The sequence below is a fragment of the Arthrobacter echini genome, from assembly GCF_008107445.1.
GTDB classification, from domain to species: domain Bacteria; phylum Actinomycetota; class Actinomycetes; order Actinomycetales; family Micrococcaceae; genus Arthrobacter_D; species Arthrobacter_D echini_A.
Window position 1 is genome coordinate 27,485 of sequence record NZ_VSLD01000001.1, and the last position, 22,096, is coordinate 49,580.

Consider the following 22,096-nt stretch of genomic DNA (forward strand, 5'->3'; position numbering starts at 1 on the left):
TCCACCTCTCCCCTCGATCTGACGTGCCCGTCGGAGCAGTCCCGACGCACTCGCGCACGGACCTCTATAGAATGAGCTCTCCTGCTCTCCGTGCAGTGTCCCAGCGCGGTGATTTGAGCGCCGTGTGCAACACGGGCGGAAGCGGCTGACGGAAAGTGAGCTTCATGAGCAAGCTGGACAACCTCGACCTGCGCCTGCTGCTCGAACTGGTGCGCGATCCCCGGGCGCAGGTCAGTGAGCTGAGCGACACCCTGGGCGTGGCCCGGAACACGGCGCAGAGCAGGATCCGCCGCCTGCTGCGCACCGGCGTCGTGCGCGGGAGCGGCCGCGAGATCGATCTCGAGGCGCTCGGCTACGATGTGATCGCCTTCATCACCATCGAGGTCTCCCACCGCGAACTCGACGGCGTGATCGCGGGCCTGCGTACCCTCAGTCAGGTCCTCGAGGTGCACGAGATCTCCGGCCGCGGAGATGTCTGGTGCCGGGTCACCGCGACCGACACGCACAATCTGCAGTCCGCGCTGCGCTCGGTGCTGAGGATCAAGGGCGTGATCCGGACGGAGACGGTCCTGGCCCTGCACGAACACATCCCCTACCGGACGGAACCGCTGCTCGAGCGCCTGGCGCAGCACCCCACCGACACCACGAGGAGCACCGACAAACCATGACCCTGCCGACCACCGACACCCGAGTCACGTATCCACGCGGGGACACCGAGGCCACAGCGCGCGTGCTCCATGCGGCACCCCGGCCGGACGGGCTCCTCGCCGTGGTCCTCGACACCACCGCCTTCCACCCGGTGGATCATGCCTGGCCCGATCAGGGTCCGGACCGCGGGTCCCTGCAGCGCGGTGTCGAAACCTGGCCGGTGCAGGACTGCGTGGTCGGAGCCACCGACGGCACCGCGCTGCATCTCGGCAGCGAGGCCCCCGTCCGGAAGGGTACCGAGGGCTGGGCGTTCGTCGTCGTACATCTCCTCGACCCTGGCAGCGCCGGTGGACCGGTGGAGGGGGACGACGTCGTGGTGCGGGTGGACGCGTCCTACCGGGCTGCGGTCTCCGCCGGGCACACCGGCTGCCATCTGGCCTCGCTGGCGCTGAACCGGGCCCTGGCGGACCGTTGGAAGAAGGTCGTCGCAGCGGATGCCCTCGGTGCCCCGAACTTCGATGCCCTCGCGATCGACACGACGACCATCGGGGAGGCCTCCTCCGTGGACACGTACCGCCTCGGCAAGTCCCTGCGCCGCAAGGGCTTCGCGGTGGAGGGCATCGACACCGCGGCCGTGGCGAACGCGGTCAACGCCACGCTCGCGGACTGGACCGCGACGGGAGCCGGGATCGGGGTGGACGCCGAGGGACCGGGTCTGACGGATCGGCGCCGCTGGGTCTGCGAGCTGCCTGGGGAACGCGCGGAGATCCCCTGCGGCGGGACGCACCTCACGTCCCTGGCAGGCCTCGGCGTCACGGTGACCCTGGCTCTCTCCGACATGGAGGGCACACCGGTGCTCACCATGGACACCCGCGTGACCGGGGCCCCCGCCGTCCGAGGTGGCGCGGGCCCCGCCTAGTCCCGGGTGCCACCGCGATGGTGGCCGGCGTCGATCGACAGCGCCTCGGACAGCAACCGCTCGGCGACGGCCAGCCGGGAGAGTGCCTCCAGCTCTCCCCCTCCGACCCGACGTCGCGCACCGGCCACCAGGGTGAGCACCACGGCCGCGGCCCTGGCCCGGAGCGCCACGGGCTCGACGGACTCGTCGAAGACCCGCAGGAAGCGCTCCACCGTCTGCGGCACGTGGATGTAGCCTGCATCCAGGCCGGGCAGCACGGCCAGGTGCCCCACACAGCACGCGAGATCGTCCACGAGGTGGCCGGGACCGAGCGTGTCGAGATCCAGCAGTCCCGAGACCGTGGTGCCGCTGATGAACAGATTCCCCTCGTGGAAGTCCCCGTGGGTCGGCACGAGCGGGCCCGCCTCACTCGCCCGGACGACGTCATCGATCCTCCGGGCGAGCAGTCGGATCCGGTGAGCCTGCGCCGGGAGCGCCGCCACGGCAGCCTCACCGTAGTCGCGGACCCGATCCGACCAGGAGGGACGGACCGGCAACCCGAGCACCGACGCCGGCAGCGCAGCAAGCGTCCGCACCAGGACCCGTGGGTCGATCTCCGCCGCTCCGTCCCGCAGCAGCAGCACGGCCAGGCGATGACCCGGAACGGGATGCATGGCGACGACGTCGTGCTCCGGGTCGGCGGCGAGGACGGGCGCCGGGACGCCGGCCTCGTGCAGCAGTGCGTGGCGGTGCGCCAGGGGTGCGGCCCTCCCCGCCCGCAGCACCTTCAGGTAGCGGTGCTGGTCCCCGTTCCGGGCCAGCACCACGGCGCGGCGCAGGGGGCGATAGGCGCGTAGGCGGAGCACTGTCCCTGCGGGCAGTGCTCCGCCTCCGAAGGCGAACGCCGTGACGCGTCGGGGATCAAGGGCCGACGGCAACCCGGGGAGCAGCGGGTCGGCCGGGTGCAGCCAGAGCGCCAGAGGGCTCATCCCGACGGCGGCGAATCTGGTGACACCTGTCGAGCCACGCGGGAGGGGGCAGGAGGTGATGCAGGCCGTGGTCGGTGGCGGAGAGGGTGGATCGCCGAGCGCCGGCGAGGGTGTCACGGCGATCGAGAAGACCCGCGTGACCCCGGCACCGGGGCGGTGGTGGAGCGACCCCGGGGTCCAGGACGTGAGGTTCCAGCCCGCCGCGGCGAGGGCCGTCCGTAGCAGGCCCTCGGGAACCCGTGAGTCGAGGAGGCGGATGGTGTCCTGGTCGCGCTGGCTCCGCCCCCGCCCGGAACTCAGGGAATCCCGTTCTCGGGGAACCTCACGGAGGACGACCGGCGCCGGGGGCCTTGTGCCTGCAGAGGCCTGGTCAGGCGCGGCGGCGCTGGAGGACGCCGTCGAGGTCGAGCCCGCTGGGGCCGTGCTTCGCGGTCGCCTCCCCGGCGCTCCCGGCGGCAGGTGCAGACAGCTCCTCGTGGGCCGCGGACGACTCCTGCTCCACGTCCCCGGCCGACGCGGCGGCCCTGCGTACAGCGGCTTCGGCGGCCTTGATCGGCACGGTGGTGGACGCCTTCGGGGCCTCCGGGAGATCGAGTGGGAGCGGAGCCACCCGTTCGGCCTTGGCCGCATCGACATAGGTGGGGCGCGGGACCTCGACCGGCACCCACGCCGTGGCGCCCGCTCTGCCACCCGGGTGCGGCGTCGGGCGGACCGGGGAGGCGCCCTCCGGAGCCGGGTCCTCCGGGGCGGCGGCATCCGTCGCCTCCGGCAAAACGTCGACGGCCGACGAGCCCTGTGCGAGGGCCGCGGTCCTCAGCTCCATGGGTGTCAGTGGTCGGACGTCCGCCTCCTCGGCGTCGAAGAGCGTGGTGGCCCGGACCGGCTCGGACCGGGTGATCGGGGCGGCGACCGGCTCGGAGTCCTCGGCGTAGGCCGGCCCCATGGCGTCCGCGAAGGCGCGATCGACACGGGCACGGCGGGCGCGGACGGCCAGGACCCTCAGGAGTGCGATCGATGCGACGCCCAGCGCGAGGCAGATCAGCGGCACGAGGAGGGAGACGATCCCGAAGACTCCGAGCAGGAGCGTGACGAGGGCGACGGTGAGCGCGACCAGGCCGACGACCGCAATCGCGAGGCGGCCCCGACGGAGGGCGAAGGAGGGCGTGCGCCGCGACGCTCCGTCCGGATCCGCGTGGCTCGTGCCGGACTCGGCGGGCGAGGTCGGCGCCCAGCCCTCGGCGGGCGGGCCTGCCCCGTCCGGTGTCGTCAGGTCCTGTGGTGTCGTCATCATCATGATCGCCGCCGAGCGATGTGTGCCGGGCCCCACTGCCGATTGTCCGGTGGTGGCCACATCAGGGAGGCCCCGGCGGAGCGCGGAGGGCGCCACCCAGACCAGCCAGAGGCCGACGACTGCCACGAGCACCAGGGAGCTATCCAGAGAGAAGACCACACCTAGAACGGTAGGAGTCCGGTGCTCCGGGAGGGCGTATTGCCGCCGGTGTGTCGGGCGCGGATGTACGTAGCGACCCGGAAACCGGCTTGATCAGCCGCGTGGGGGCCGATTCTCCAGCCAGGACGCGAGCAGACCGTGCGGCACGTCCTCGGCGGTGAGCGCGAAACTCCGGTGATCCGCCCACTGCCCCGCGATGTGCAGGTACCGCGGTCGCAGCCCCTCGTCACGGAACCGGAGCTTCTCCACGACCCGCAGGCTCGGCCGGTTCTCCGGCCGGATGTTGATCTCCATGCGGTGCAGACCCAGCTCGTCGAAGCAGTAGTCCGTGGCGAGCGCGACGGCGGTGGGCGCGATACCCCGACCGGCGCGGTCGGCGTCTACCCAGTACCCCAGGGTGGCGCTGAGCGCCGACCCCCAGGTGATGCTCGAGACCGTCAGCTGCCCGACGAGTCGGGCATCCCGCGACCCGGGCTGCTGCTCCGTGATCAGGAAGGGCAGGGCCAGACCCGCACGCGCCTGGGCCGTGAGCGTCCGCACCATCTGGTGGTAGGTGGGCAGATAGCCGTCCGGGTCGGGATTGGACGCCTCCCAGGGAGCGAGCCACTCGATATTGCGGTTCCGCAGCGCCGTCCAGATCCCCTTGTCACGATGGCGGATGGGTCTCAGGACCACGGAGCCGGACCTGAGATTCACAGGCCAGCTTGCCGCCGACCACACGACGGGTCAGAGGTCCTTGCTGAAGTTCTTGATCCAGGCCCGCAGGTCCGGACCCAGATCCTCCCGCTCCGAGGCGAGCGTGACGACGGCCTTGAGATAGCTCAGCTTGTCGCCGGTGTCGTAGCGCCGTCCGCGGAAGACCACGCCGTACACCCCTGCGCCCTCCCCGTCGGCGGCGGCGAGGGTCTGCAGGGCGTCGGTCAGCTGGATCTCGTCGCCACGGCCGGGTTCGGTGGTCTCCAGCACCTCGAACACCCGCGGGTGGAGCACGTAGCGGCCGATCAGGGCCAGATTGGACGGCGCGTCCTCGACGGAGGGCTTCTCCACGAGCTCATTGACACGGACGTGACTCTCGCCGTCGATCTCCGTGATGTCGGCGCAGCCGTAGGCACTGATCTGCTGGGGATCGACCTCGATGAGGGCGATCACGGATCCGCCCGTCCTGGACTGCACCTCGATCATCGTCTCGAGCAGCGGGTCGCGCTCGTCGATGAGGTCGTCGCCGAGCAGGACGGCGAACGGCTCGTCGCCGACGTGCAGCTTGGCCCGCAGCACCGCGTGGCCGAGGCCCTTCGGGTCACCCTGGCGCAGGTAGTGGATGTCGCCGAGCTCGGACGGACGGCGGACGGCTGCCAGCTTGTCGTGATCACCCTTGTCCTCGAGGGTCTGCTCGATGAAGGGGACGCGGTCGAAGTGGTCCTCGAGTGCGCGTTTGTTGCGACCGGTGATCATCAGGACGTCGGACAGCCCCGCATCCACCGCTTCCTGGACCACGTACTGGATGGCCGGCTTGTCCACCACCGGGAGCATCTCCTTCGGCATGGCCTTCGTGGCGGGGAGGAACCGGGTTCCCAGGCCGGCCGCGGGGATAACGGCCTTCGTCACGCGTGATCGCAAAGTCATGGGGACCACACTACATAAAGGGGACGGAATCGCCCGGGCATGGGCACAATGGGGTCATGACACGCTCCGGGAGTGGGATCGACGGCCACGATGATAAAGTCCGGCTGCGCACGTGGCTCCGCGAGAGGCGCGAAGCGCTGGAGCCCGCGGACCGGGCCGCCCAGTCGAGGGATCTTGCACGCCAGGTCCTGGAGCATGTGGGCAGCACGATCCTGCCTACCGGCGAGGGCGGTCGATCGACCATCGCCGCCTACCTCGGCGTGGCACCGGAACCCGACACCATCGCACTGCTCACCGCGTTGGCCCCTGACCACGACATCGTGGTTCCCATCTGCGAGCCGCGCTACCAGTTGTCGTGGGCGGCGTGGACGCCGGGAACACCCCTGGAACGATCGGTCCGGGCGCCGGTGGGAGAGCCCGGAGGTCGGAGGTTCGCCTTCACGGAGCTGACCGGGGTACGTCTCATCCTCGTACCCGCGCTGGGGATCGACCAGGACGGTCAGCGCGTCGGACAGGGCGGTGGGTACTACGACCGCTTCCTCGCCGACCACCCGCATGATGCCCCGAACGCCGTACCGCGCCTGGGGATCGTGTACCGGAGCGAGCTCCTGCCGGCGGGCCGGGTGCCCGCCCGGCCCTACGACCAGCCCCTCCACGGTGCGTTCACCGCCGACGGCCTCCGCCTCTTCGGAGCGCGCGCCACACCTGTGTAGACTGGCACTCGACCCCGGAGAGTGCCAAGTGCAGTACCGAGTGCCCCGGGTCCTCGAAGCCCGTCCAGGAGGAACTCCATGCCCATGTATGCCTATGCCTGCAAGGATTGCGGCCACGCTTTCGACATCCAGCAGTCGTTCTCCGAGGACTCCCTCGCAGTGTGCCCGGAATGCAGCGGCGCTCTGCGCAAGAAGTTCAACAGCGTGGGCGTGGTCTTCAAGGGCTCCGGCTTCTACCGGAACGATTCCAGGTCCGGTCCGGTGAGCGCGGAGGCCGGCTCCTCGTCGGGTACACCGGCCACGACTGGATCGGGCGGCAGCACGGAGGGCAAGACGGCCCCCACACCGAAGAGTTCGCCCTCGACCACCACGACGGCACCTGCGGCACCCTGACGCACCGGGTCCTCCACGGACCCTCCGGCGTCCTGCGGCACCCTTCGCCACGGCGGACCCGAAGAGAGCAGACCCACCGAGCACAGGCTCACAGTGCCCCTGGTCCCGGTCAGCCTGTCCACATAGCATCGTCACTCCCCCGACGCCGACGGGCGGCGGCTAGATTCCAGTCATGGATCCGATGCGCCACCAGACCAGTACCCTCCGCCACCGTGCACGCCGTGTCCTGCACCGCCATCGACGCCTCCTGGCCAGCCTCCTCCTCTGTGTGGCCGCGGGCGTGGCCGTCGAAGCGGCTGTGGGGGACGGGCCGGCGTCCACCCCGGTGGTTAGCGCGGTCCGCGATCTCGCGGTGGGAACGGTGATCTCGGCGGACGACGTGTCCATCGTCGAGGTGCCCGGCGGAGCCGCCCTCGGCAGTGTCCTCACGGACGTCGGTCGGGTGACGGGCGAGCAACTGGCTACTCCCCTCGGCCGAGGCTCCCCCGTCTACACCACGTCGCTCGTGAGTGAGGGGCTCCTGACCGGCACCGCTCCGGGCACCGTCGCCGTCCCCCTGCGCCCGGCCGATCCGGCGACCGTGCAGCTCCTGGCTCCCGGGCACCTCGTGGACGTGGTCCTCAGTACCGGAGACGGGTACGACGCAACCGCCGATTCCATCGTCCTGGCACGGTCGGTCGCCGTCCTCTGGACGGACCCGGGAGGATCGGGAGGCGGGTGGCCCGGCGCCGGCCCGGACGGTGGACTCGTCGTCGTCGCCGCCGGAGCCGACGAGGCCGCGGCCCTCGCAGGATCGTCGAGTTCGGGGGACGTGCACCTCGTGCTGACATCGGGCCCCTGACGTGGGCCTGGTCCGGATCCCGCCGCGCCTAGCCCCAGTGCGGCGGGCGCTGCTCCCGGAGCCAGGCATCGTGGTCCCCCTCGGTGTCACCCCAGGACCTGGCGTCGTCCTCCGACGCCGTCACCGGCAGGGCGGGTGCGGCATCGATTGATCCCGCCGCGTCGGCCTGCCCCGGCTCGTCGTCCGGTCGTGAGGCCTCGTGCTGCACGTTGTCGGTGTCCTTGTCCTCGGGGCGGCCGTGGCCGCCGCTGCGTGGTGGAAGGCCGATGAGGGCCGATGCGTGCTCGGCGCATCCGTCGGGATCAGCGAACACCTCGATCGTCCACAGCGGCAGGTACAGCCATCCCATGCGCTCGAGCACCTGGGGCCGGAGCCTGCTGCGTTCGCGGACGGACATCGCCCCGTACCTGCCGGTGCCGTCCGATTCGATGGCCACCGCCGCCGGACGCTCGTCCTGGACGGCCGCCGCGCTCCCGTCGGCGCGGAGATCGGCAGGGCGAACCGCGACGATGTCCAGGACACCGGCGTAGTGGTCCCTGACCTCGGCGCCCCGGAGCCGCAACCGGTCCACGAGGTCCGCGACGAGCGGATCCTCGTTGCCGGCGGAGGCCGATGCCGGATCGACCGTGCCACCGAGCTCCCGTTGCAGGAGCCCGTAGAAGTCGAGGGCCCCGGCCGTCAACCGATCCGGGTCGAGATCCGAGGGCTGGAAGCAGGTCAGGACGTGCAGGTGTCGCCGCGCCCGCGTCATGGCCATGACGAAGTTCCGCCGGCCGTTCGGGCCGGACAGGGAGCCGAAGGAGTGCAGGGTACGGCCGTGCGGCGTCCTGCCATAGCCGAGGGAGAAGATGATGGCGTCGCGGATCAGTCCTCCCGCGCGCTCCACGGGCACCACGCGGAACGCCTCCCTGCCCGGGAGGAAGAAATCGGCGGCCCACGGGAAGTCGACCAGCTGGCGGCGCACGGCCTCGCCCACGCGCACGGCATGCCGCGCACTCGCCGTGACGACCGCCAATGACGAGTCCGAGCGATGGCGGACATGATCGAAGACGAGCTCGAGCACGCGGTCGACCTCGACGTCCACGCTCTCCACGCCGTCGTGCTCCGAGCTCGGCATCCCCGTCCCGTGGGGCAGGTACTCCACGGCCAGGCCGCGGGGCTCCCCCGTGACCTCCGAGGCCTGCGGCAGGCGCGAGAGCTTGCCGTCGTAGAAGGACTCGCTCAGCAACGCGGTGAGCGAGCGATCCACCCCGCGGTACACCTCCGTGAGTCCGCGCACCGGCAGCACTTCCCGCAGCGCCTCGAAGGCACTGGGGAGCGGCTCGAACACCGGTGCCTGATCGGCGCCCTGCGCCTCGACACCGAAGCGCGTGGGCCCCGCGAGGCGATCATCGCCGAAGACCACAACCTGCCCGGAGCGTGCCACGCAGGGCACCGCACTCTGCACGGACATCGACTCACCGTCGAGGAGGACGGCGGTGTCGAACGAGAAACCCTCCGGCACCGCTCCCCTGACACTCAGGGGACTCGCGGTCCACACGGGGAGCAGGGCCGTGACCAGATCGCGGTGCAGGGACACCAGGACCTCGAGGGTCAGGGTTCCGTCCTTGAGCTCCTGGCGCAGCCGCCCTGCGTCCTGGGCATGATCCTGGACGGCGGTCCGCCAGCGTTCGGCGAGCACCCACCGGAGCCGGGCCGGGCCGGAGGCGATATGGGCGTTGTCCGCCGCACGGTACTCCGCCTCGAGCCGTCGCAGGCTGTCGCCGTCGGACATGGCGAGGTAGTCGTCGCCGCTGATCATCGCCTCGAGGGCCGACTGCCACCAGGCGAGTTCCAGTTCCGCTCCCACCTGCTCGGCAGGCACCTCCCGGGAGGCGAGATCGGCGATCAGCTCGCCGAGGCCCTGCTCGCGCATCTCGTCGAGCAGCAGGGTCCGTTCGGGCAGCGTCTCCAGGGCGGGCCGGTCCGCCGCGAGATCCCGGAGCAGTGCCTCCAGCTCGTCCAGGTCCAGTGCTGCCAGATCGGGGTGCTTCTCGGTGGGCCGGAGGATCGCGGTGAGCTCCTCCAGCCGTTCCTCGATGGCGCGGTACCGGGCGTGGAGCTCGGTGAGTCCACCGGGCACCGAGGGCTGGCGTTCGGACAGGGCGTGGCGCGTCCAGAGCGTGCGCTGCTGCTGTACCTCGAGCAGTGCCGCATGGAGGTCCGCGATGTGCACCCCGGGCCGGATGTACTCCTTGGCCACCCGACGCAGCCGCGACCTCGTCATGGAACTCATCTCGATCTCGCGTTCCTTCCGCCACGACGTCGGGGCGGTGGCCGAGATGAGGTCGGTGACCGGCCGATCGAAGAGATCGGGGGTGAACCTTTCCAGGCTCTGCTGCACGGCGACGACGAGGTCGAGCTGATCGCCCCACTCACGGACGTTCCCGCCCAGGAGGAGTTGCGCGTGCTCGGCGACGCGGCGCACGGCGGCGCGGAGTTCCGGAACCTCGTCGCTGAGCTGCTCCGCGAGTGCGTGCGCGTGCTCCGTCTCCTTGCGGTTCAGCAGGGGCGCACCGTACCAGGGGCTCTCCGTGGACGCCCTGCTGAAGCTGCCCAGCTCCGCGGCGCGCTCGAGGCGCTCGGTGAGCTCCCCGCGGTCGGCGATCGCGTCGAGCACGCTGCGCTTGAGACGCACGGTGGTGGACGGCGCGGGATCGAGCGCGGTCAGCCGGGCGAGGGACTGCATCGCCTGGTACGGGGAGCACGCCCACCGGCTCCGGACGTCGTGCAGGCTGCTCACATGCTCGATGAGCTGGTGGCGGTGCCCGGTCAGCGTTGTGTGGAGCACCTCCAGTTCGGGTTCCACGGCTTTCTCGTTGCGGACGACGGCGCGGATGACGGCATCCCGGAGCTGCTCCGGCCCCGTGCGAGCGCCCAGCTGGAGCACCAGGGATCCGAGGGCGAACCCCTCGAGGTCCTGGACGAACTCGTTGAGCGTGCCCCGGCGCTCGGCGGCCACGAGCAGCATCGACCCGGCCTCCACCGAGCGCGCTGCAATGTTGAGGGCGGTCTGGGTCTGCCCCGTGCCCGGAGGGGAAGCCACCGCCAGGCTGATCCCGGAGGCCACCAGATCCAGCACGTCCTGCTGCGCGGGGTCGGCGTCCAGGACGAGCAGCTCGTCCTCGGGGTCCCGCGCGTCCGACGGCGGGAAGTGCAGACCGTCGGCAGCACCGAGGAGGTCCGGGGCCGCCTGCGTATCCGCCCCGGCAGAGCGCACGAGCGCCGAGAGGACCGGGTGGTCCGAGCGCAGTGCAGGATCACCCTTGATCCCGGTCAGATCCGCGAACGTGGAGACGAGGAGCCGGTGCTCCACCGATATCCCGCGGACGTCCGCGGTCAGGACCCGCATGTGTTCGAGTACGGGGTGGGGATCGAAGCGGGCGGTGCCGTAGGCGAGCCGCGCCACCCGCGTCGGGTCCAGGCGCAGCCCCTGCTTGGTCCTCAGGTGGCGCACGAGCGCTGGATTCATCCGGGCCTGCTCGGTGAGCTGCAGCTCGTAGTCGTCCTGCGAGGCATGCACGGTCAGCGAGACCGCTGTCAGGAGGACCGGGGCATTCAGGGTCTCGGAGCGTCCCGCGTCGTCGGTGGCCCGCCAGGACGCCGTCCCGGCGGCCAGATGGCCGACGTCGATCCCGCGCTCCGTTCCGAGCTCGAAGATCTTCGCCCGCAGGGCGTGAGCGGCACTCTTCGCCTCGCCGTACTGCGCGGGGTCCCGCAGGAGGGTGGACAGACGGGTGCGGCGACCGGCGAGCAGCTGCGCAAGGCCCGACGGATGGGCGTGCGTCAGATCGATGCTCGTGCCGGCCGAGGGCCTGAAATGCAGCAGGGTGTCTCCTGCCGACTGCGCGCCGAGGCCGTCGAGCCAGGGCTGCAGCGAGCCGTGCTCCGAGGGGTCCTCACCGCGCCGGTGCTGGTCGGCGGAAGCCGGCGTCCCGGTTCCCTGGACTGCGTCGGTGGGACGCGCTGCCGCGTCGCTCTGGTCCTGCTCCGGCACGACCGCCTTCTTTCCTGCATTGTCACGGGCTGATCTCGACCAGATGGGCATGGTCTCCAAACTATCCGAAAAGCGTCGTGGTCCCGCGGATAGCAACGCGACCGCAGCGGCGCGGAGCCCATTCGTCCCCGCGCGCACCCACGCCTACTCCCACTCGATGGTTCCCGGCGGCTTGCTCGTCACGTCGAGCACCACGCGGTTCACGCCGTCCACCTCGTTCGTGATGCGGTTCGAGATCCGCGCCAGCAGATCGTAGGGCAGGCGCGACCAGTCGGCGGTCATCGCGTCCTCGCTCGACACCGGACGGAGCACGATCGGGTGCCCGTAGGTCCGCCCGTCGCCCTGCACGCCGACGCTGCGCACATCGGCCAGGAGCACCACCGGCATCTGCCAGACGTCGTTGTCCAGGCCGGCCGCGGTGAGTTCGGCGCGGGCGATCGCATCGGCCCTGCGCAGGAGCTCGAGTCGGTCCCGGGTGACCTCGCCGACGATCCTGATGCCCAGCCCCGGACCGGGGAACGGCTGGCGGCCCACGATCTCCGCGGGGAGACCCAGCTGGGCACCCACGGCACGGACCTCGTCCTTGAAGAGGGTCCGCAGGGGCTCCACGAGCTCGAATCGCAGATCCTCGGGCAGACCACCCACGTTGTGGTGGCTCTTGATGTTCGCCGCCCCCTCACCGCCGCCGGATTCGACGACGTCGGGGTACAGGGTGCCCTGGACGAGGAAGCGGATGGGTTCGCCCTCGGCCTCCGCCTCCTTCATGATGGCGCGCTCGGCCTCCTCGAAGGCCCGGATGAACTCGCGGCCGATGATCTTGCGCTTGTCCTCCGGATCGGAGACCCCCGCGAGCGCGTCGAGGAAACGCGCCTGCTCCTCCGCCACGTGGAGCCTGACCCCGGTGGCGGCGACGAAGTCCCGTTCCACCTGCTCGGCCTCGCCCTCACGGAGCAGGCCGTGGTCCACGAAGACGCACGTCAGCTGGTCGCCGACAGCGCGCTGCACGAGGGCGGCGGCGACGGCGGAATCGACCCCGCCCGAGAGCCCGCAGATCACCCGGGCGTCCCCGATCTGCTCGCGGATCCGCTGCACCTGCTCCTCGAGGATGTTCCCCGTGGTCCAGTTCGGCGTCAGCCGGGCACCGCGGAGCAGGAAGTTCTCGAGCACCGTCTGACCGTGCTGGGAATGCTTGACCTCCGGGTGCCACTGCACGCCGTAGAGGCCCTTCTCCTCGTCGGCGAACGCGGCGACGGGCGCGCCGGCGCTCCGCGCGAGGACGTCGAAGCCCTCGGGCGCGGCCTGGACGCTGTCGCCGTGGCTCATCCAGCTGTCCTGGCGCTCCGGCGTGCCGCTGAGGATCGAGCGGGAGCCGCCCTCCGAGCGGATCTCCGTGGAGCCGTACTCCCGCAGACCGGTGTTGGCCACCGTCCCCCCGAGCGCCTGGGCCATGGCCTGGAAGCCGTAGCAGATGCCGAGGACGGGGATCCCGGCGTCGAAGAGGTCGGCGTCGACCGAGGGGGCTCCCTCGGCATAGACGCTGGAGGGACCACCGGAGAGGATGATGGCCGCCGGGTTCCTCGCCAGGATCTCCTGCGTGCTCAGGGTGTGCGGGACGATCTCGGAGTAGATGTCCGCCTCACGGACGCGGCGGGCGATCAGCTGCGCATACTGCGCGCCGTAGTCCACGACGAGGACAGGGCGGTGTTCGGAGCCGTTCTCGGGGGTAGTCACGCGTCAATAATAGTCGCAGCCCGGAAAGGCACCCCGCCCGACGTCGGGCCTCGGGCGACCGTGGGCCCGGGCGGGCGGCTCAGTAGCGTTGCAGCGCCTCCGGGTGCGCCCGCAGATCCTCCTCCGCCTGGCGGTGGATGCGCCGCTCCACTACGAAGGACAGCAGGGGGACCACCCCACCGAGAGCAATGAGGACGAACCGGCTGAAGGGCCAGCGCATGAACTGCCAGAGGCGGAAGTCCGCGATGAGGTACAGCACGTAGAGCCAGCCGTGGACGATCAGCACGGCCGTCGAGAGGTTGAAGCCGCCGGCGGTGTCCGCGACCACTTCCGGCAGGAACTGGATGAACGCGCCGCCTCCGGCCACGATCTCGGAATCGAAGCCGTACTTGGCCACCATCTCGACGACGACGAGCAGCAGCATGACCCCGGTGAGATACGCCAGGACACGGTAGAAGGAGAGGGCGGAGCGGATCTGTGCGTGCGTGCCGCCGAACCGCCGCTTGGGCGTACCGGCGTCCGGTGTGCGGCGCCGACCGGCTGGATCGAGTGCTGGCTCTGTCACGGGAGGGTACCGCTTTCGGTGTCATTGGGCCCGGGAGCGGGAGCGCCGGCGGGCCCGGTGGTTCGCGTGGTCGTGGTGCGCGAGGTGGCGGTGCTCGAGGTGGCGGTGGTCGAGGTGAGCTCGGGGCCGGAGGTCGCGGCGACCGGCGCTGTGGCGTGGGATCCGCCGCCGCCTACGCGGGCCTCCTCGGCGTCGGCCGCATCCTCGAGGGACCGGCGGTGGTCGTCGGCGACGAGGCGCCACCAGAGGAAGAACGCGAAGCCTGCGAACACCACCCACTCGATGGCGTAGAAGATGTTCAGCCAGTTGACGGGCGTCTCCTGGGGCTGGGGTCCCACGATCACGTCCTCGAGGCCGGCGGCGAAGGGCACGGGCACGCCGTCCCGGGTCATCTCCGCGGCCACCACGAAGGCTGCGTAGACGGGCTGGTCCCAGACGTTCGACAGCGCTGCCGTGGACAGGGTGGGGAGCTGTCCCTCGACGGGTCGCGCGACCTCGGGGGCCTCGGGGGGCAGGAGGCGTCCGACGACGGTCGCCGCGCCGGTCTGCTCGGGTACCGACGCCGCGCCCTCCACCGAGGGAACCCACCCCAGCACCACCGGGATCACCGCCGCCTCAGCGTCGGTGGCTGTGGCTTCGTCTCCCGTCGGACCCTCGACGGCGAAGCCCTCGACGACCCACAGTCCATCGTCGCCGTCCAGCAGCCTGTCCTGGACCAGGATGCGGGCCCCGGGCACGAAGGCGCCTTCGAAGGAGACCATCTGGTCCGCGCCCGTCGCATACAGCGGCGAGAGCGGATCGAGCACGTCGGTGAGGGGGCGGACGGCCTCGGTGGTGGTAGGGGCGGGCGGGGCGGTCTCGCTCGACGAGCTGAACTGCCACCGGCTCAGGAGGACGAAGACGGAGGCGATCGCCATCGCGAGGATCAGCATGAGGATCCATCGGGGCTTGATCGCGGTCTTCAGCACCCCTCCACGGTACTTCGTGCGGCTGTAGAACAGCGAATGCCGCGGGCGGCCGGACCCGGCCCGGGAAGGGCCGGTGCGGCGACCGGCACAGTGATTGGTTTGTCCCTATCACTTCGGTGCACCGCGGTCTAGGATTGTCCCTCGTGCGCTCCTTTCCCTATCCCCTGGCCGGCTCGCCGGACCTGCGCTCGCCCGCGCGCTATCTCCTCTGGCTGGGAGCCAGGCAGAAGGCCACCCTCGCCGCCGGGATAGCGCTCGGCTCCGTCTGGATGGCCTCGCAGGCCGTCATGCCCTTCGTGCTGGGCCGGGCCATCGACGACGGTGTGATCGGCCAGGACAGCCGGGCCCTCCTGGCCTGGACCCTCGCCCTGCTCGGGCTCATGGTGGTGCAGGCCGCCTCCGACACCGCCACGCACCGGGCAGGGGTCAGCAGCTGGATGCAGGCCGCATTCAGTTCTGTCCGGCTCGTGGGGCACAAGATCAGCAGGACCGGGGACGCGTTGCCCACGGCACTGTCCACGGGCGAGGTCGTCTCGACGGCGGCGTCGGATGCCTTCCGGCTCGGGGAGGTGTACGAGGTCCTGACGCGCCTCGCCGGAGCGGCTGCCGCGTGGGTCGTGGTGACGGTCCTCATCTGGCAGACCTCGCCCGTCCTCGGCGTCGTGGTCCTGATCGGCGTGCCCGTCAGCTGCGCGCTGCTGCTCTTCGTGGTGCGCCCCATGCAGGCACGCCAGCGCGAGCAGCGCGAGGCTGCGGGGAAGATGACGGCGGTGGGCGCGGACACCGTGGCGGGCCTGCGCGTGCTCCGCGGGATCGGCGGCGAGCACATCTTCGTGGATCGCTATCGCACCAAGTCGACCGCCACGCGCGACTCCGGGATCCGCGTAGCCCGTTCCCTGGCGGATCTCGAGGCCTCCCAGGTGTTCATCGCGGGAACCTTCAGCGTGGTCTTCACGTGGGTGGGTGCCTCGCTGGTCCTCGAGGGCGCTATCGCGCCCGGAGAGCTCGTGGCCCTGTACGGCTTCTCCATCTTCCTCGTGACGCCCATCCGGGCCGCCGCTGATTCCGTGGCCCGTTTCATCCGCGCCCACGTCGGCGCCCGGAAGATCATCGCCGTCCTCGAGGTCGACGCGAACGTATCCGAGAGCGCCACCCCGGTCCCTGCGCCGCGCGCCGGTTCGGTCCTGGTGGACGAGCGCTCCGGCGTCGTCGTCGAACCCGGACTCCTCACCGCCGTCGTCTCCCGGGAACCCGCGGACTCCACGGAGGTCCTCACGCGCCTGGGCCGCTTCGACGACGGACCCGGGGCGCCGACGGTGCGCTGGGGATCCGCGGACCTGCGCCGGGTGCCGCTCGCGGACATCCGCGCGCGCATCGTGGTCAGCGAGGCCGCTCCCCAGCTCTTCAGCGGTCCCCTGCGCCGCCAACTCGATCCGCACGGCCGGCACGACGACGCCGCCGTCCTGGCCGCGCTCGAGGCGGCCAGCGCCCTGGACATCCTCGACGGCCTCGAGGGCGGCCTCGCCCACGAGGTGACCGAACGCGGCAGGGGTTTCTCCGGCGGGCAACGCCAGCGCCTGGTCCTGGCCCGCGCCTATCTGACGGAGGCGGAGACCCTGGTCCTGGTGGAGCCGACGAGCGCCGTGGACGCGCACACCGAGCAACGCATCGCCGCCCGCCTGGCGGGCGTGCGAGCGCGGGACGGGCTGACCACGGTCATCGTCACGGCGAGTCCCCTCATGCTCCGGACCATGGACCGCGTGGTGTTCCTCGAGGACGGCCGGATCAGTGCCCAGGGCAGCCACCGGGACCTCATGGCCGACAGCTCGGCGTACCGGGACGTGGTGATCCGCAGTGAGTAGCACCACCAAGCTCCCCGTCGCGGGGGCCCTCGCAGTGCGCGATGAAGCGTCGAGGCTGATCCGCCACCACCGGCGCGGGCTCGGGCTGGTCATCGCCCTGTACATCGGATCCGCCGTGGCCGGTCTCGCCGGCCCGCTGCTGCTCGGCGAGCTCGTCGACGCACTGTCCGCGGGCACCACCCGGGGCTTCGTGGCACTCGTGTCGCTGGCCATGCTCGGGTTCCTGATCGTGCAGTCGGTGCTCCGCCGGTACGCGGTCCGCTCGGGCATGGTCTTCGGCGAGCGTGTCTTCGCCGAACTGCGCGAGGACTTCATGCGTGACATGACGGCGCTCCCGCTCTCCACGGTGGAGAAGGCCGGGACGGGCGATCTCGTGGCGCGCACCACGAACGACATCGAGGCGGTGTCCCACACCGTGCGCTTCGGCGTCCCCCAGGTCGTCGTGTCGGTCGTGACCATCGTCCTCACCCTCGGCGTCGCGGTCCTCACCTCCCCCGTCCTGTCCCTCGCCCTGCTCGTGGGTCTTCCCCTGCTGTGGGCCGTGACCCGCTGGTACCTCGGGCGCAGCGCCCGGGGTTACATGCGGGAGCGCGAGACCTACGCCGTCGTGAACGGGACCATCACCGAGACCATCGAGGGCGCCCGGACGGTGGACGCCCTCGGTCTCGGCGCACTGCGGCGCGAGGAGCTCGACCGCGCCCTCACCGGGAGCTTCCGGGCTGAGCGCTACACGCTGTGGCTGCGCTCGGTCCTCTTCCCGGCCGCGGACATCGCCTTCTGGCTCCCGGCGGCCGCGGTGCTGCTCTGGGGAGGCTGGCTCGCCGGGCAGGGCATCGTCACACCGGGCGCTGTGGCCACGGTGGCCCTGTTCGCCGTCCGGCTGATCGACCCGGTGGACCTCCTCATCATGTGGACCGACGAGATCCAGGTGGGCGCGGCGTCGCTGGCGCGGATCGTCGGCATCAAGGACGTGGAGCCCGACCGCACGGCGACGACGGCGGAGCCCGTGAACGAGGACATCGTGGTGGCCGGCGCCAGCTACGCCTACCGGGAAGGGCACAACGTCCTCCACGGTGTGGATCTCACCCTCGTGCGCGGCGAACGCCTCGCCGTCGTCGGACCCTCCGGTGCCGGGAAGTCCACCCTGGGCCGACTGATCGCCGGGATCCATCCGCCGACGTCAGGCTCCGTCACGGTGGGTGGCGTGCCCCTCGTGGACCGCCCGCTCGATGAGCTGCGACGCGAGGTGGCCCTCGTGACGCAGGAGCACCACGTGTTCGTGGGATCCGTCTCGGACAATGTGCGCCTGGGGCGCGCGGATGCGCCCGACGCCGAGATCGAGGACGCGCTGCGCAGCGTCGGTGCCCTGGACTGGGTGGAGCAGCTTCCCGAGGGCGCGGGAACAGAAGTCGGCTCCGGCGCCCACGAGCTGACCCCGGCGCAGGCGCAGGAGCTCGCCCTGGCACGGCTGATCCTCGCGGACCCGCACACCCTGGTGCTCGACGAGGCCACGTCCCTCATCGATCCGCAGGCCGCCCGGGACCTCGAGCGCTCGCTGAACGCCGTGCTGGAGGGCCGGACCGTCATCGCGATCGCGCACCGCCTGCATACCGCGCACGACGCCGACCGCGTGGCAGTCGTGGAGGAGGGGCGCATCGTCGAACTCGGTTCGCACGAGGAGCTCATCATCCTGGACGGGGCCTACGCCTCGCTGTGGAACTCGTGGCGGAGCGAGTGAACCTCCCCTGACCCCGGGGGCCGCAGGACTAGTGGTCGAAGAACACCAGCGAGGAATTGATCAGTTCGGCGATCACCTCGGCGTCGTGCGCCCGGCGCAGCGACTCGCGGAAGTTCTCCTTGAACAGGCTCCGGGCCGTGGTGGCCAGCACCTCCAGATGCTCCGAGAAGGACTGCGCCGGCGTGGCCATGAGCAGCACGAGGGTGGCCGGTCCGTCCACGGCGCCGAAATCGATGCTGTAGCCGAAGCGGGTCACGCCGACGGCGATCGAGGTCTGCGTCACGTACTCGCTGCGGGCGTGCGGCAGGCCCACTCCGCCGGGCAGTCCTGTGGCCAGCTGGTGCTCGCGGGCGTTGACCTGCCGGAGGAAACCGTCGAGATCGGAGATGCGCCCCGCACGGTGCAGGCGACCCGCCAGCTGTGTGGCGGCGTCCTCCTTCGAGGACGCCTCCATCTCCAGGATCACGAGATCGGCGGTGGTGAGCTCGGCGTCGTACAGATCGGGGAACAGCTCATTCACGGTGTGCCTTTCGATGATCACGACGGCTACAGTGTCACCACCCTAGCGGGGGTACCCGCAAGCCTCCGCGGGCTCAGTCGACCGAGGCATAGGGCGAGAGGACCACTTCCACCCGCTGGAACTCCTTGAGGTCGGAGTATCCGGTGGTCGCCATGGCGCGCCGGAGGGCACCGATCAGGTTGGACGTGCCGTCGGTGTGGTGGGACGGACCCCACAGGACCTCCTGGAGCGGCCCCACGGTGCCGATGTCCACGCGGTCCCCGCGCGGGAGTTCGCCGTGGTGTGCCTCCTGGCCCCAGTGCCAGCCCCTGCCGGGCGCCTCATCGGCGCGTGCCAGCGCAGAACCGAGCATGACGGCGTCGGCGCCCATCGCGATGGCCTTGACGATGTCGCCGCTCACGCCCATCCCGCCGTCGGCGATGACGTGGACGTACCGACCGCCGGACTCGTCCATGTAGTCCCGGCGTGCACCGGCGACGTCGGCGATGGCGGAGGCGAGCGGTGAGTGGATGCCCAGCGCACGGCGGGTCGTCGTCGTCGCGCCTCCCCCGAACCCGACGAGCACACCGGCGGCGCCGGTGCGCATCAGATGCAGTGCGGGCGTGTAGCCCGCGGCTCCCCCGACGATCACGGGGACGTCGAGTTCGTAGATGAACTTCTTCAGGTCCAGCGGCTCCTCGTTCTTGGACACGTGCTCCGCGGAGACCGTGGTGCCGCGGATCACGAAGATGTCCACGCCGGCGGCGAGGACCGTCCTGTAGAACTGCTGGGTGCGCTGCGGGGTGAGTGAGCCCGCCACCGTCACTCCGGCCTCGCGGATCTCGGCGAGCCGGCTGGTGATGAGATCTGCCCGGATGGGGGCCTCGTAGATCTCCTGCAGGCGCCGCGTGGCGGCGGGGCTGAAGTTCTCGGTGCTCAGCCCGGCGATCTCGTCGAGCACGGACTGCGGATCGTCGTAGCGCGTCCACAGGCCCTCGAGATTCAGCACGCCCAGACCCCCGAGCCTGCCCATGGCGATCGCGGTGGCGGGTGACATCACCGAGTCCATGGGCGCCGCGATCACGGGCATCTCGAACTGGTAGGCGTCGATCTGCCAGGACACGGACACGTCGAGCGGATCACGGGTCCGCCGGGACGGGACCACCGCCACGTCGTCCAGCGAATATGCCCTGCGTCCACGCTTGGCCCGGCCGATCTCGATCTCGTAAGTCACTGCTCCAGATTAGCCCAGCGCGGGTCGCCGGACGGGCGGAGCGGGTTCAGGCCTCCGGCAGCTGGCTCTCGAACATGCGGTAGTACCGGCCCCGCAGCGCCACGAGCTTGCGGTGGGTACCGGACTCGACGATCCGGCCGTCCTCCAGCATGTACACGACGTCGGCCTTCTCGATGGTGGCGAGCCGGTGGCTGATGGCGATGATGGTCCGGGAACGGTCGGCGAAGAGCTGCGAGAAGATGCGGTGCTCGGCGAGTGCGTCGATCGCCGAGGTGGGCTCGTCCATGACGATGAAGGGCGCGTCCCGGTAGAAGTTGCGTGCCATCGCGAGCCGTTGCCACTGCCCGCCGGACAGGCCGCTGCCCTTCCGCCCGCGCGGATCCTCCATCCAGTTGCTGACGTAGTTCTCGAACCCGTTGGGCAGCTTCCCGATGAAATCGGCTGCCTCGGCGTCCTCGGCGGCGCGGCGGACGCGCTCGTCGTCGCGCGGGCCGTGCACGTCCCCGAAGTAGATGTTGTTCGCCGCGGTGGCGAACTCGTAGCGCAGGAAGTCCTGCGACATCACGGCGAGATGCTCGTGCCAGTCGTCGATGCGGATCCCGCGCAGATCGCGCCCGTCGAGCAGGACCGCCCCCTCGCTCGGCTGGTAGAGACCGGCGAGAACCCGGACGAGCGTCGACTTGCCCGCGCCGTTCTCGCCCACGATCGCCACGTGCGTGCCCCGCTCGAACGACATGGAGATGCCCTTGAGGACCTCCGCCTCCGAGCCGGTGTAGGTGAAGTGGATGTCGCGGAGTTCGACGGCGGACGGCGGACCGTCCAGCCGTCCCGTGGCTGTGGTGGACAGCGGGAACTCCATGAACTGCTCGTAGTCCTTCAGGTTCGCCAGATCCTCGTCGATGGAGCTCAGCGACGAGACGAGGCTGTTGGCCGTGGTCAGCGCCCGGCTGACGATCTGCTGGACGTAGAGGAACTGGCCCACGGGTTGTGCCCGTGCGATGATCTGGACCACCACCCAGACGAGGGCCAGCAGCTGGGCGCCGTACTGCAGGGCATCGGCCAGGAGCTGCCGGGGGATGTAGCGCTTCTGGAAGTCGAGCCGGCGCTTCTCGTCCACGTCGCGCAGGGTGGAGCGCAGGCCCATGAGGTAGCGAATGATCCCGTAGAGGCGCATTTCCGCGATGTTCTGCGGCTTCATGAGATTCGTCTCGATCATGCGCCGCTGCCTCCTGGAGTCGATCTGTGTGTTCCAGTGCGCGATCTGCTCACGCGAGAGCCGGAACTGCAGGTAGACGCTCGGGATGATCGCCACGAGGACGATCAGCGCGATCCACCAGCTGACCAGGAGCAGCGCGCCGATCGCGAGGACCACGGACACCAACTGCGTGAAGATCGCGGCGATCCGGTCCAGGACGCGGGCGTAGGAGTCGGAGAAGCGCCGCGCTCGGTCGTAGAGATCCACCGTCTCCTTGTCGTCGTAGCGCCAGAACTCCAGCGCGAGGAAACGCTCGTACATGCGGTCACCCACGATCGCCCCGACGCGGAAGCTCAGGACCTGCTGGATGTAGCGGTCCACGCTCGTGAAGGCTCCCCACAGGAGCCCGAGGACCACCGTGATGACCACGTAGACGAGGGCCGACCGACCGGCGTCGGCCGCACCCGCGTAGGCGTCGGCGAGCGCCGTCGTCGTGAGGGCCGCGAAGTAGGTGGTCACGAGCGGCAGCACCGCGGAGATGAGGGAGCCGCCGATCTTCATGGCGACGGCGCCCGGCGACGCCTTGGCGCTCACGGCCAGGACCTGCCCGACGGCGTGTGCGTACGGGCGCAGGCGGATCCTGCGGCGCGCGGTCGCCTCGGGTTGCGGCAGACCGGTCATGACGCACCTCCCTTGTCGGGGAGGGCGGACCG

General features: G+C 70.7%; 18 protein-coding genes. 7 read left to right on the top strand and 11 right to left on the bottom strand.

All coding sequences use genetic code 11. The annotated features are described in order from the left end of the window. The first annotated feature begins 164 nt into the window (after positions 1-164). Positions 165-668 carry an Lrp/AsnC family transcriptional regulator gene (locus tag FQ377_RS00130; RefSeq protein WP_148599243.1) on the top strand — a complete coding sequence of 168 codons (504 nt, stop codon included), beginning with the start codon at positions 165-167 and terminating at the stop codon, positions 666-668. Then, positions 665-1,567, top strand: coding sequence for an alanyl-tRNA editing protein (locus FQ377_RS00135; RefSeq protein WP_148599244.1), 903 nt, complete (start codon positions 665-667; stop codon positions 1,565-1,567). The genes FQ377_RS00130 and FQ377_RS00135 overlap by 4 nt, the downstream gene beginning before the upstream one ends. Here FQ377_RS00135 and FQ377_RS14730 read toward each other — a convergent pair. The 4 genes from FQ377_RS14730 to galU all read right to left on the bottom strand — a co-directional run bounded on the left by FQ377_RS14730 (position 1,564) and on the right by galU (position 5,608). After that, positions 1,564-2,535: a phosphotransferase gene (locus FQ377_RS14730; RefSeq protein ID WP_187393197.1), complete on the bottom strand. Its 972-nt coding sequence runs from the start codon at positions 2,533-2,535 to the stop codon at positions 1,564-1,566. The two genes, FQ377_RS00135 and FQ377_RS14730, sit on opposite strands and share 4 nt — an antisense overlap. A gap of 370 nt (positions 2,536-2,905) precedes the next feature. Continuing rightward, complete coding sequence (locus FQ377_RS14735; RefSeq protein ID WP_187393198.1) at positions 2,906-3,985, bottom strand: hypothetical protein; 1,080 nt, start codon at positions 3,983-3,985, stop codon at positions 2,906-2,908. 93 nt (positions 3,986-4,078) lie between these two features. After that, positions 4,079-4,681 (bottom strand): GNAT family N-acetyltransferase, encoded by a 603-nt coding sequence (locus tag FQ377_RS00145; RefSeq protein ID WP_395858448.1) that lies wholly within the window; start codon positions 4,679-4,681, stop codon positions 4,079-4,081. A gap of 30 nt (positions 4,682-4,711) precedes the next feature. Further along, positions 4,712-5,608, bottom strand: coding sequence for a UTP--glucose-1-phosphate uridylyltransferase GalU (galU, locus tag FQ377_RS00150; RefSeq protein ID WP_148599247.1), 897 nt, complete (start codon positions 5,606-5,608; stop codon positions 4,712-4,714). A 56-nt stretch (positions 5,609-5,664) separates the two neighbouring features. Between galU and FQ377_RS00155 the strand changes: the two genes are divergently transcribed. The 3 genes from FQ377_RS00155 (at position 5,665) to FQ377_RS00165 (ending at position 7,555) form a co-directional block, all read left to right on the top strand. Beyond that, positions 5,665-6,321, top strand: a complete 657-nt coding sequence (locus tag FQ377_RS00155; RefSeq protein ID WP_148599248.1) for a 5-formyltetrahydrofolate cyclo-ligase — start codon at positions 5,665-5,667, stop codon at positions 6,319-6,321. A gap of 78 nt (positions 6,322-6,399) precedes the next feature. After that, positions 6,400-6,714, top strand: coding sequence for an FmdB family zinc ribbon protein (locus FQ377_RS00160; RefSeq protein ID WP_148599249.1), 315 nt, complete (start codon positions 6,400-6,402; stop codon positions 6,712-6,714). Between the two features lie 172 nt (positions 6,715-6,886). Continuing rightward, positions 6,887-7,555, top strand: a complete 669-nt coding sequence (locus FQ377_RS00165; RefSeq protein WP_148599250.1) for an SAF domain-containing protein — start codon at positions 6,887-6,889, stop codon at positions 7,553-7,555. Positions 7,556-7,583: 28 nt separating this feature from the next. On the opposite strand, the gene FQ377_RS00170 is transcribed toward FQ377_RS00165, so the two are convergent. The 4 genes from FQ377_RS00170 to FQ377_RS00185 all read right to left on the bottom strand — a co-directional run bounded on the left by FQ377_RS00170 (position 7,584) and on the right by FQ377_RS00185 (position 14,855). After that, positions 7,584-11,642 (bottom strand): DUF4011 domain-containing protein, encoded by a 4,059-nt coding sequence (locus tag FQ377_RS00170; RefSeq protein ID WP_148599251.1) that lies wholly within the window; start codon positions 11,640-11,642, stop codon positions 7,584-7,586. A gap of 93 nt (positions 11,643-11,735) precedes the next feature. After that, positions 11,736-13,322 (bottom strand): glutamine-hydrolyzing GMP synthase, encoded by a 1,587-nt coding sequence (guaA, locus tag FQ377_RS00175; protein WP_148599252.1) that lies wholly within the window; start codon positions 13,320-13,322, stop codon positions 11,736-11,738. 79 nt (positions 13,323-13,401) lie between these two features. Then, complete coding sequence (locus FQ377_RS00180) at positions 13,402-13,887, bottom strand: DUF3817 domain-containing protein (RefSeq protein ID WP_148599253.1); 486 nt, start codon at positions 13,885-13,887, stop codon at positions 13,402-13,404. Next, positions 13,884-14,855, bottom strand: a complete 972-nt coding sequence (locus tag FQ377_RS00185) for an SURF1 family protein (protein ID WP_262364183.1) — start codon at positions 14,853-14,855, stop codon at positions 13,884-13,886. Before FQ377_RS00185 ends, FQ377_RS00180 begins: the two co-directional genes overlap by 4 nt. 143 nt (positions 14,856-14,998) lie before the next feature. Between FQ377_RS00185 and FQ377_RS00190 the strand changes: the two genes are divergently transcribed. Beyond that, positions 14,999-16,717, top strand: coding sequence for an ABC transporter transmembrane domain-containing protein (locus tag FQ377_RS00190; RefSeq protein WP_148599254.1), 1,719 nt, complete (start codon positions 14,999-15,001; stop codon positions 16,715-16,717). Then, entirely contained in the window at positions 16,710-18,455 is a 1,746-nt protein-coding gene (locus FQ377_RS00195) for an ABC transporter ATP-binding protein (RefSeq protein ID WP_148599255.1), read from the top strand. Before FQ377_RS00190 ends, FQ377_RS00195 begins: the two co-directional genes overlap by 8 nt. A gap of 28 nt (positions 18,456-18,483) precedes the next feature. On the opposite strand, the gene FQ377_RS00200 is transcribed toward FQ377_RS00195, so the two are convergent. From FQ377_RS00200 to FQ377_RS00210, 3 genes are read right to left on the bottom strand one after another with little or no spacing between them, the layout of a single operon-like run. Then, entirely contained in the window at positions 18,484-18,990 is a 507-nt protein-coding gene (locus tag FQ377_RS00200; protein ID WP_262364258.1) for a PTS sugar transporter subunit IIA, read from the bottom strand. A gap of 58 nt (positions 18,991-19,048) precedes the next feature. After that, positions 19,049-20,188 (bottom strand): GuaB3 family IMP dehydrogenase-related protein, encoded by a 1,140-nt coding sequence (locus FQ377_RS00205; RefSeq protein WP_148599256.1) that lies wholly within the window; start codon positions 20,186-20,188, stop codon positions 19,049-19,051. A 46-nt stretch (positions 20,189-20,234) separates the two neighbouring features. Then, positions 20,235-22,064, bottom strand: a complete 1,830-nt coding sequence (locus FQ377_RS00210) for an ABC transporter ATP-binding protein (RefSeq protein WP_148599257.1) — start codon at positions 22,062-22,064, stop codon at positions 20,235-20,237. Positions 22,065-22,096 lie beyond the last annotated feature (32 nt).

Excerpts from the sequence above, each read along its gene's own strand:
- FQ377_RS00130 (WP_148599243.1), top strand. The coding sequence starts at position 165 with ATGAGCAAGCTGGACAACCTCGACCTGCGCCTGCTGCTCGAACTGGTG.
- FQ377_RS00135 (WP_148599244.1), top strand. The coding sequence starts at position 665 with ATGACCCTGCCGACCACCGACACCCGAGTCACGTATCCACGCGGGGAC.
- FQ377_RS14730 (WP_187393197.1), bottom strand. The coding sequence starts at position 2,535 with ATGAGCCCTCTGGCGCTCTGGCTGCACCCGGCCGACCCGCTGCTCCCC.
- galU (WP_148599247.1), bottom strand. The coding sequence starts at position 5,608 with ATGACTTTGCGATCACGCGTGACGAAGGCCGTTATCCCCGCGGCCGGC.
- FQ377_RS00155 (WP_148599248.1), top strand. The coding sequence starts at position 5,665 with ATGACACGCTCCGGGAGTGGGATCGACGGCCACGATGATAAAGTCCGG.
- FQ377_RS00160 (WP_148599249.1), top strand. The coding sequence starts at position 6,400 with ATGCCCATGTATGCCTATGCCTGCAAGGATTGCGGCCACGCTTTCGAC.
- FQ377_RS00165 (WP_148599250.1), top strand. The coding sequence starts at position 6,887 with ATGGATCCGATGCGCCACCAGACCAGTACCCTCCGCCACCGTGCACGC.
- FQ377_RS00170 (WP_148599251.1), bottom strand. The coding sequence starts at position 11,642 with ATGCCCATCTGGTCGAGATCAGCCCGTGACAATGCAGGAAAGAAGGCG.
- FQ377_RS00210 (WP_148599257.1), bottom strand. The coding sequence starts at position 22,064 with ATGACCGGTCTGCCGCAACCCGAGGCGACCGCGCGCCGCAGGATCCGC.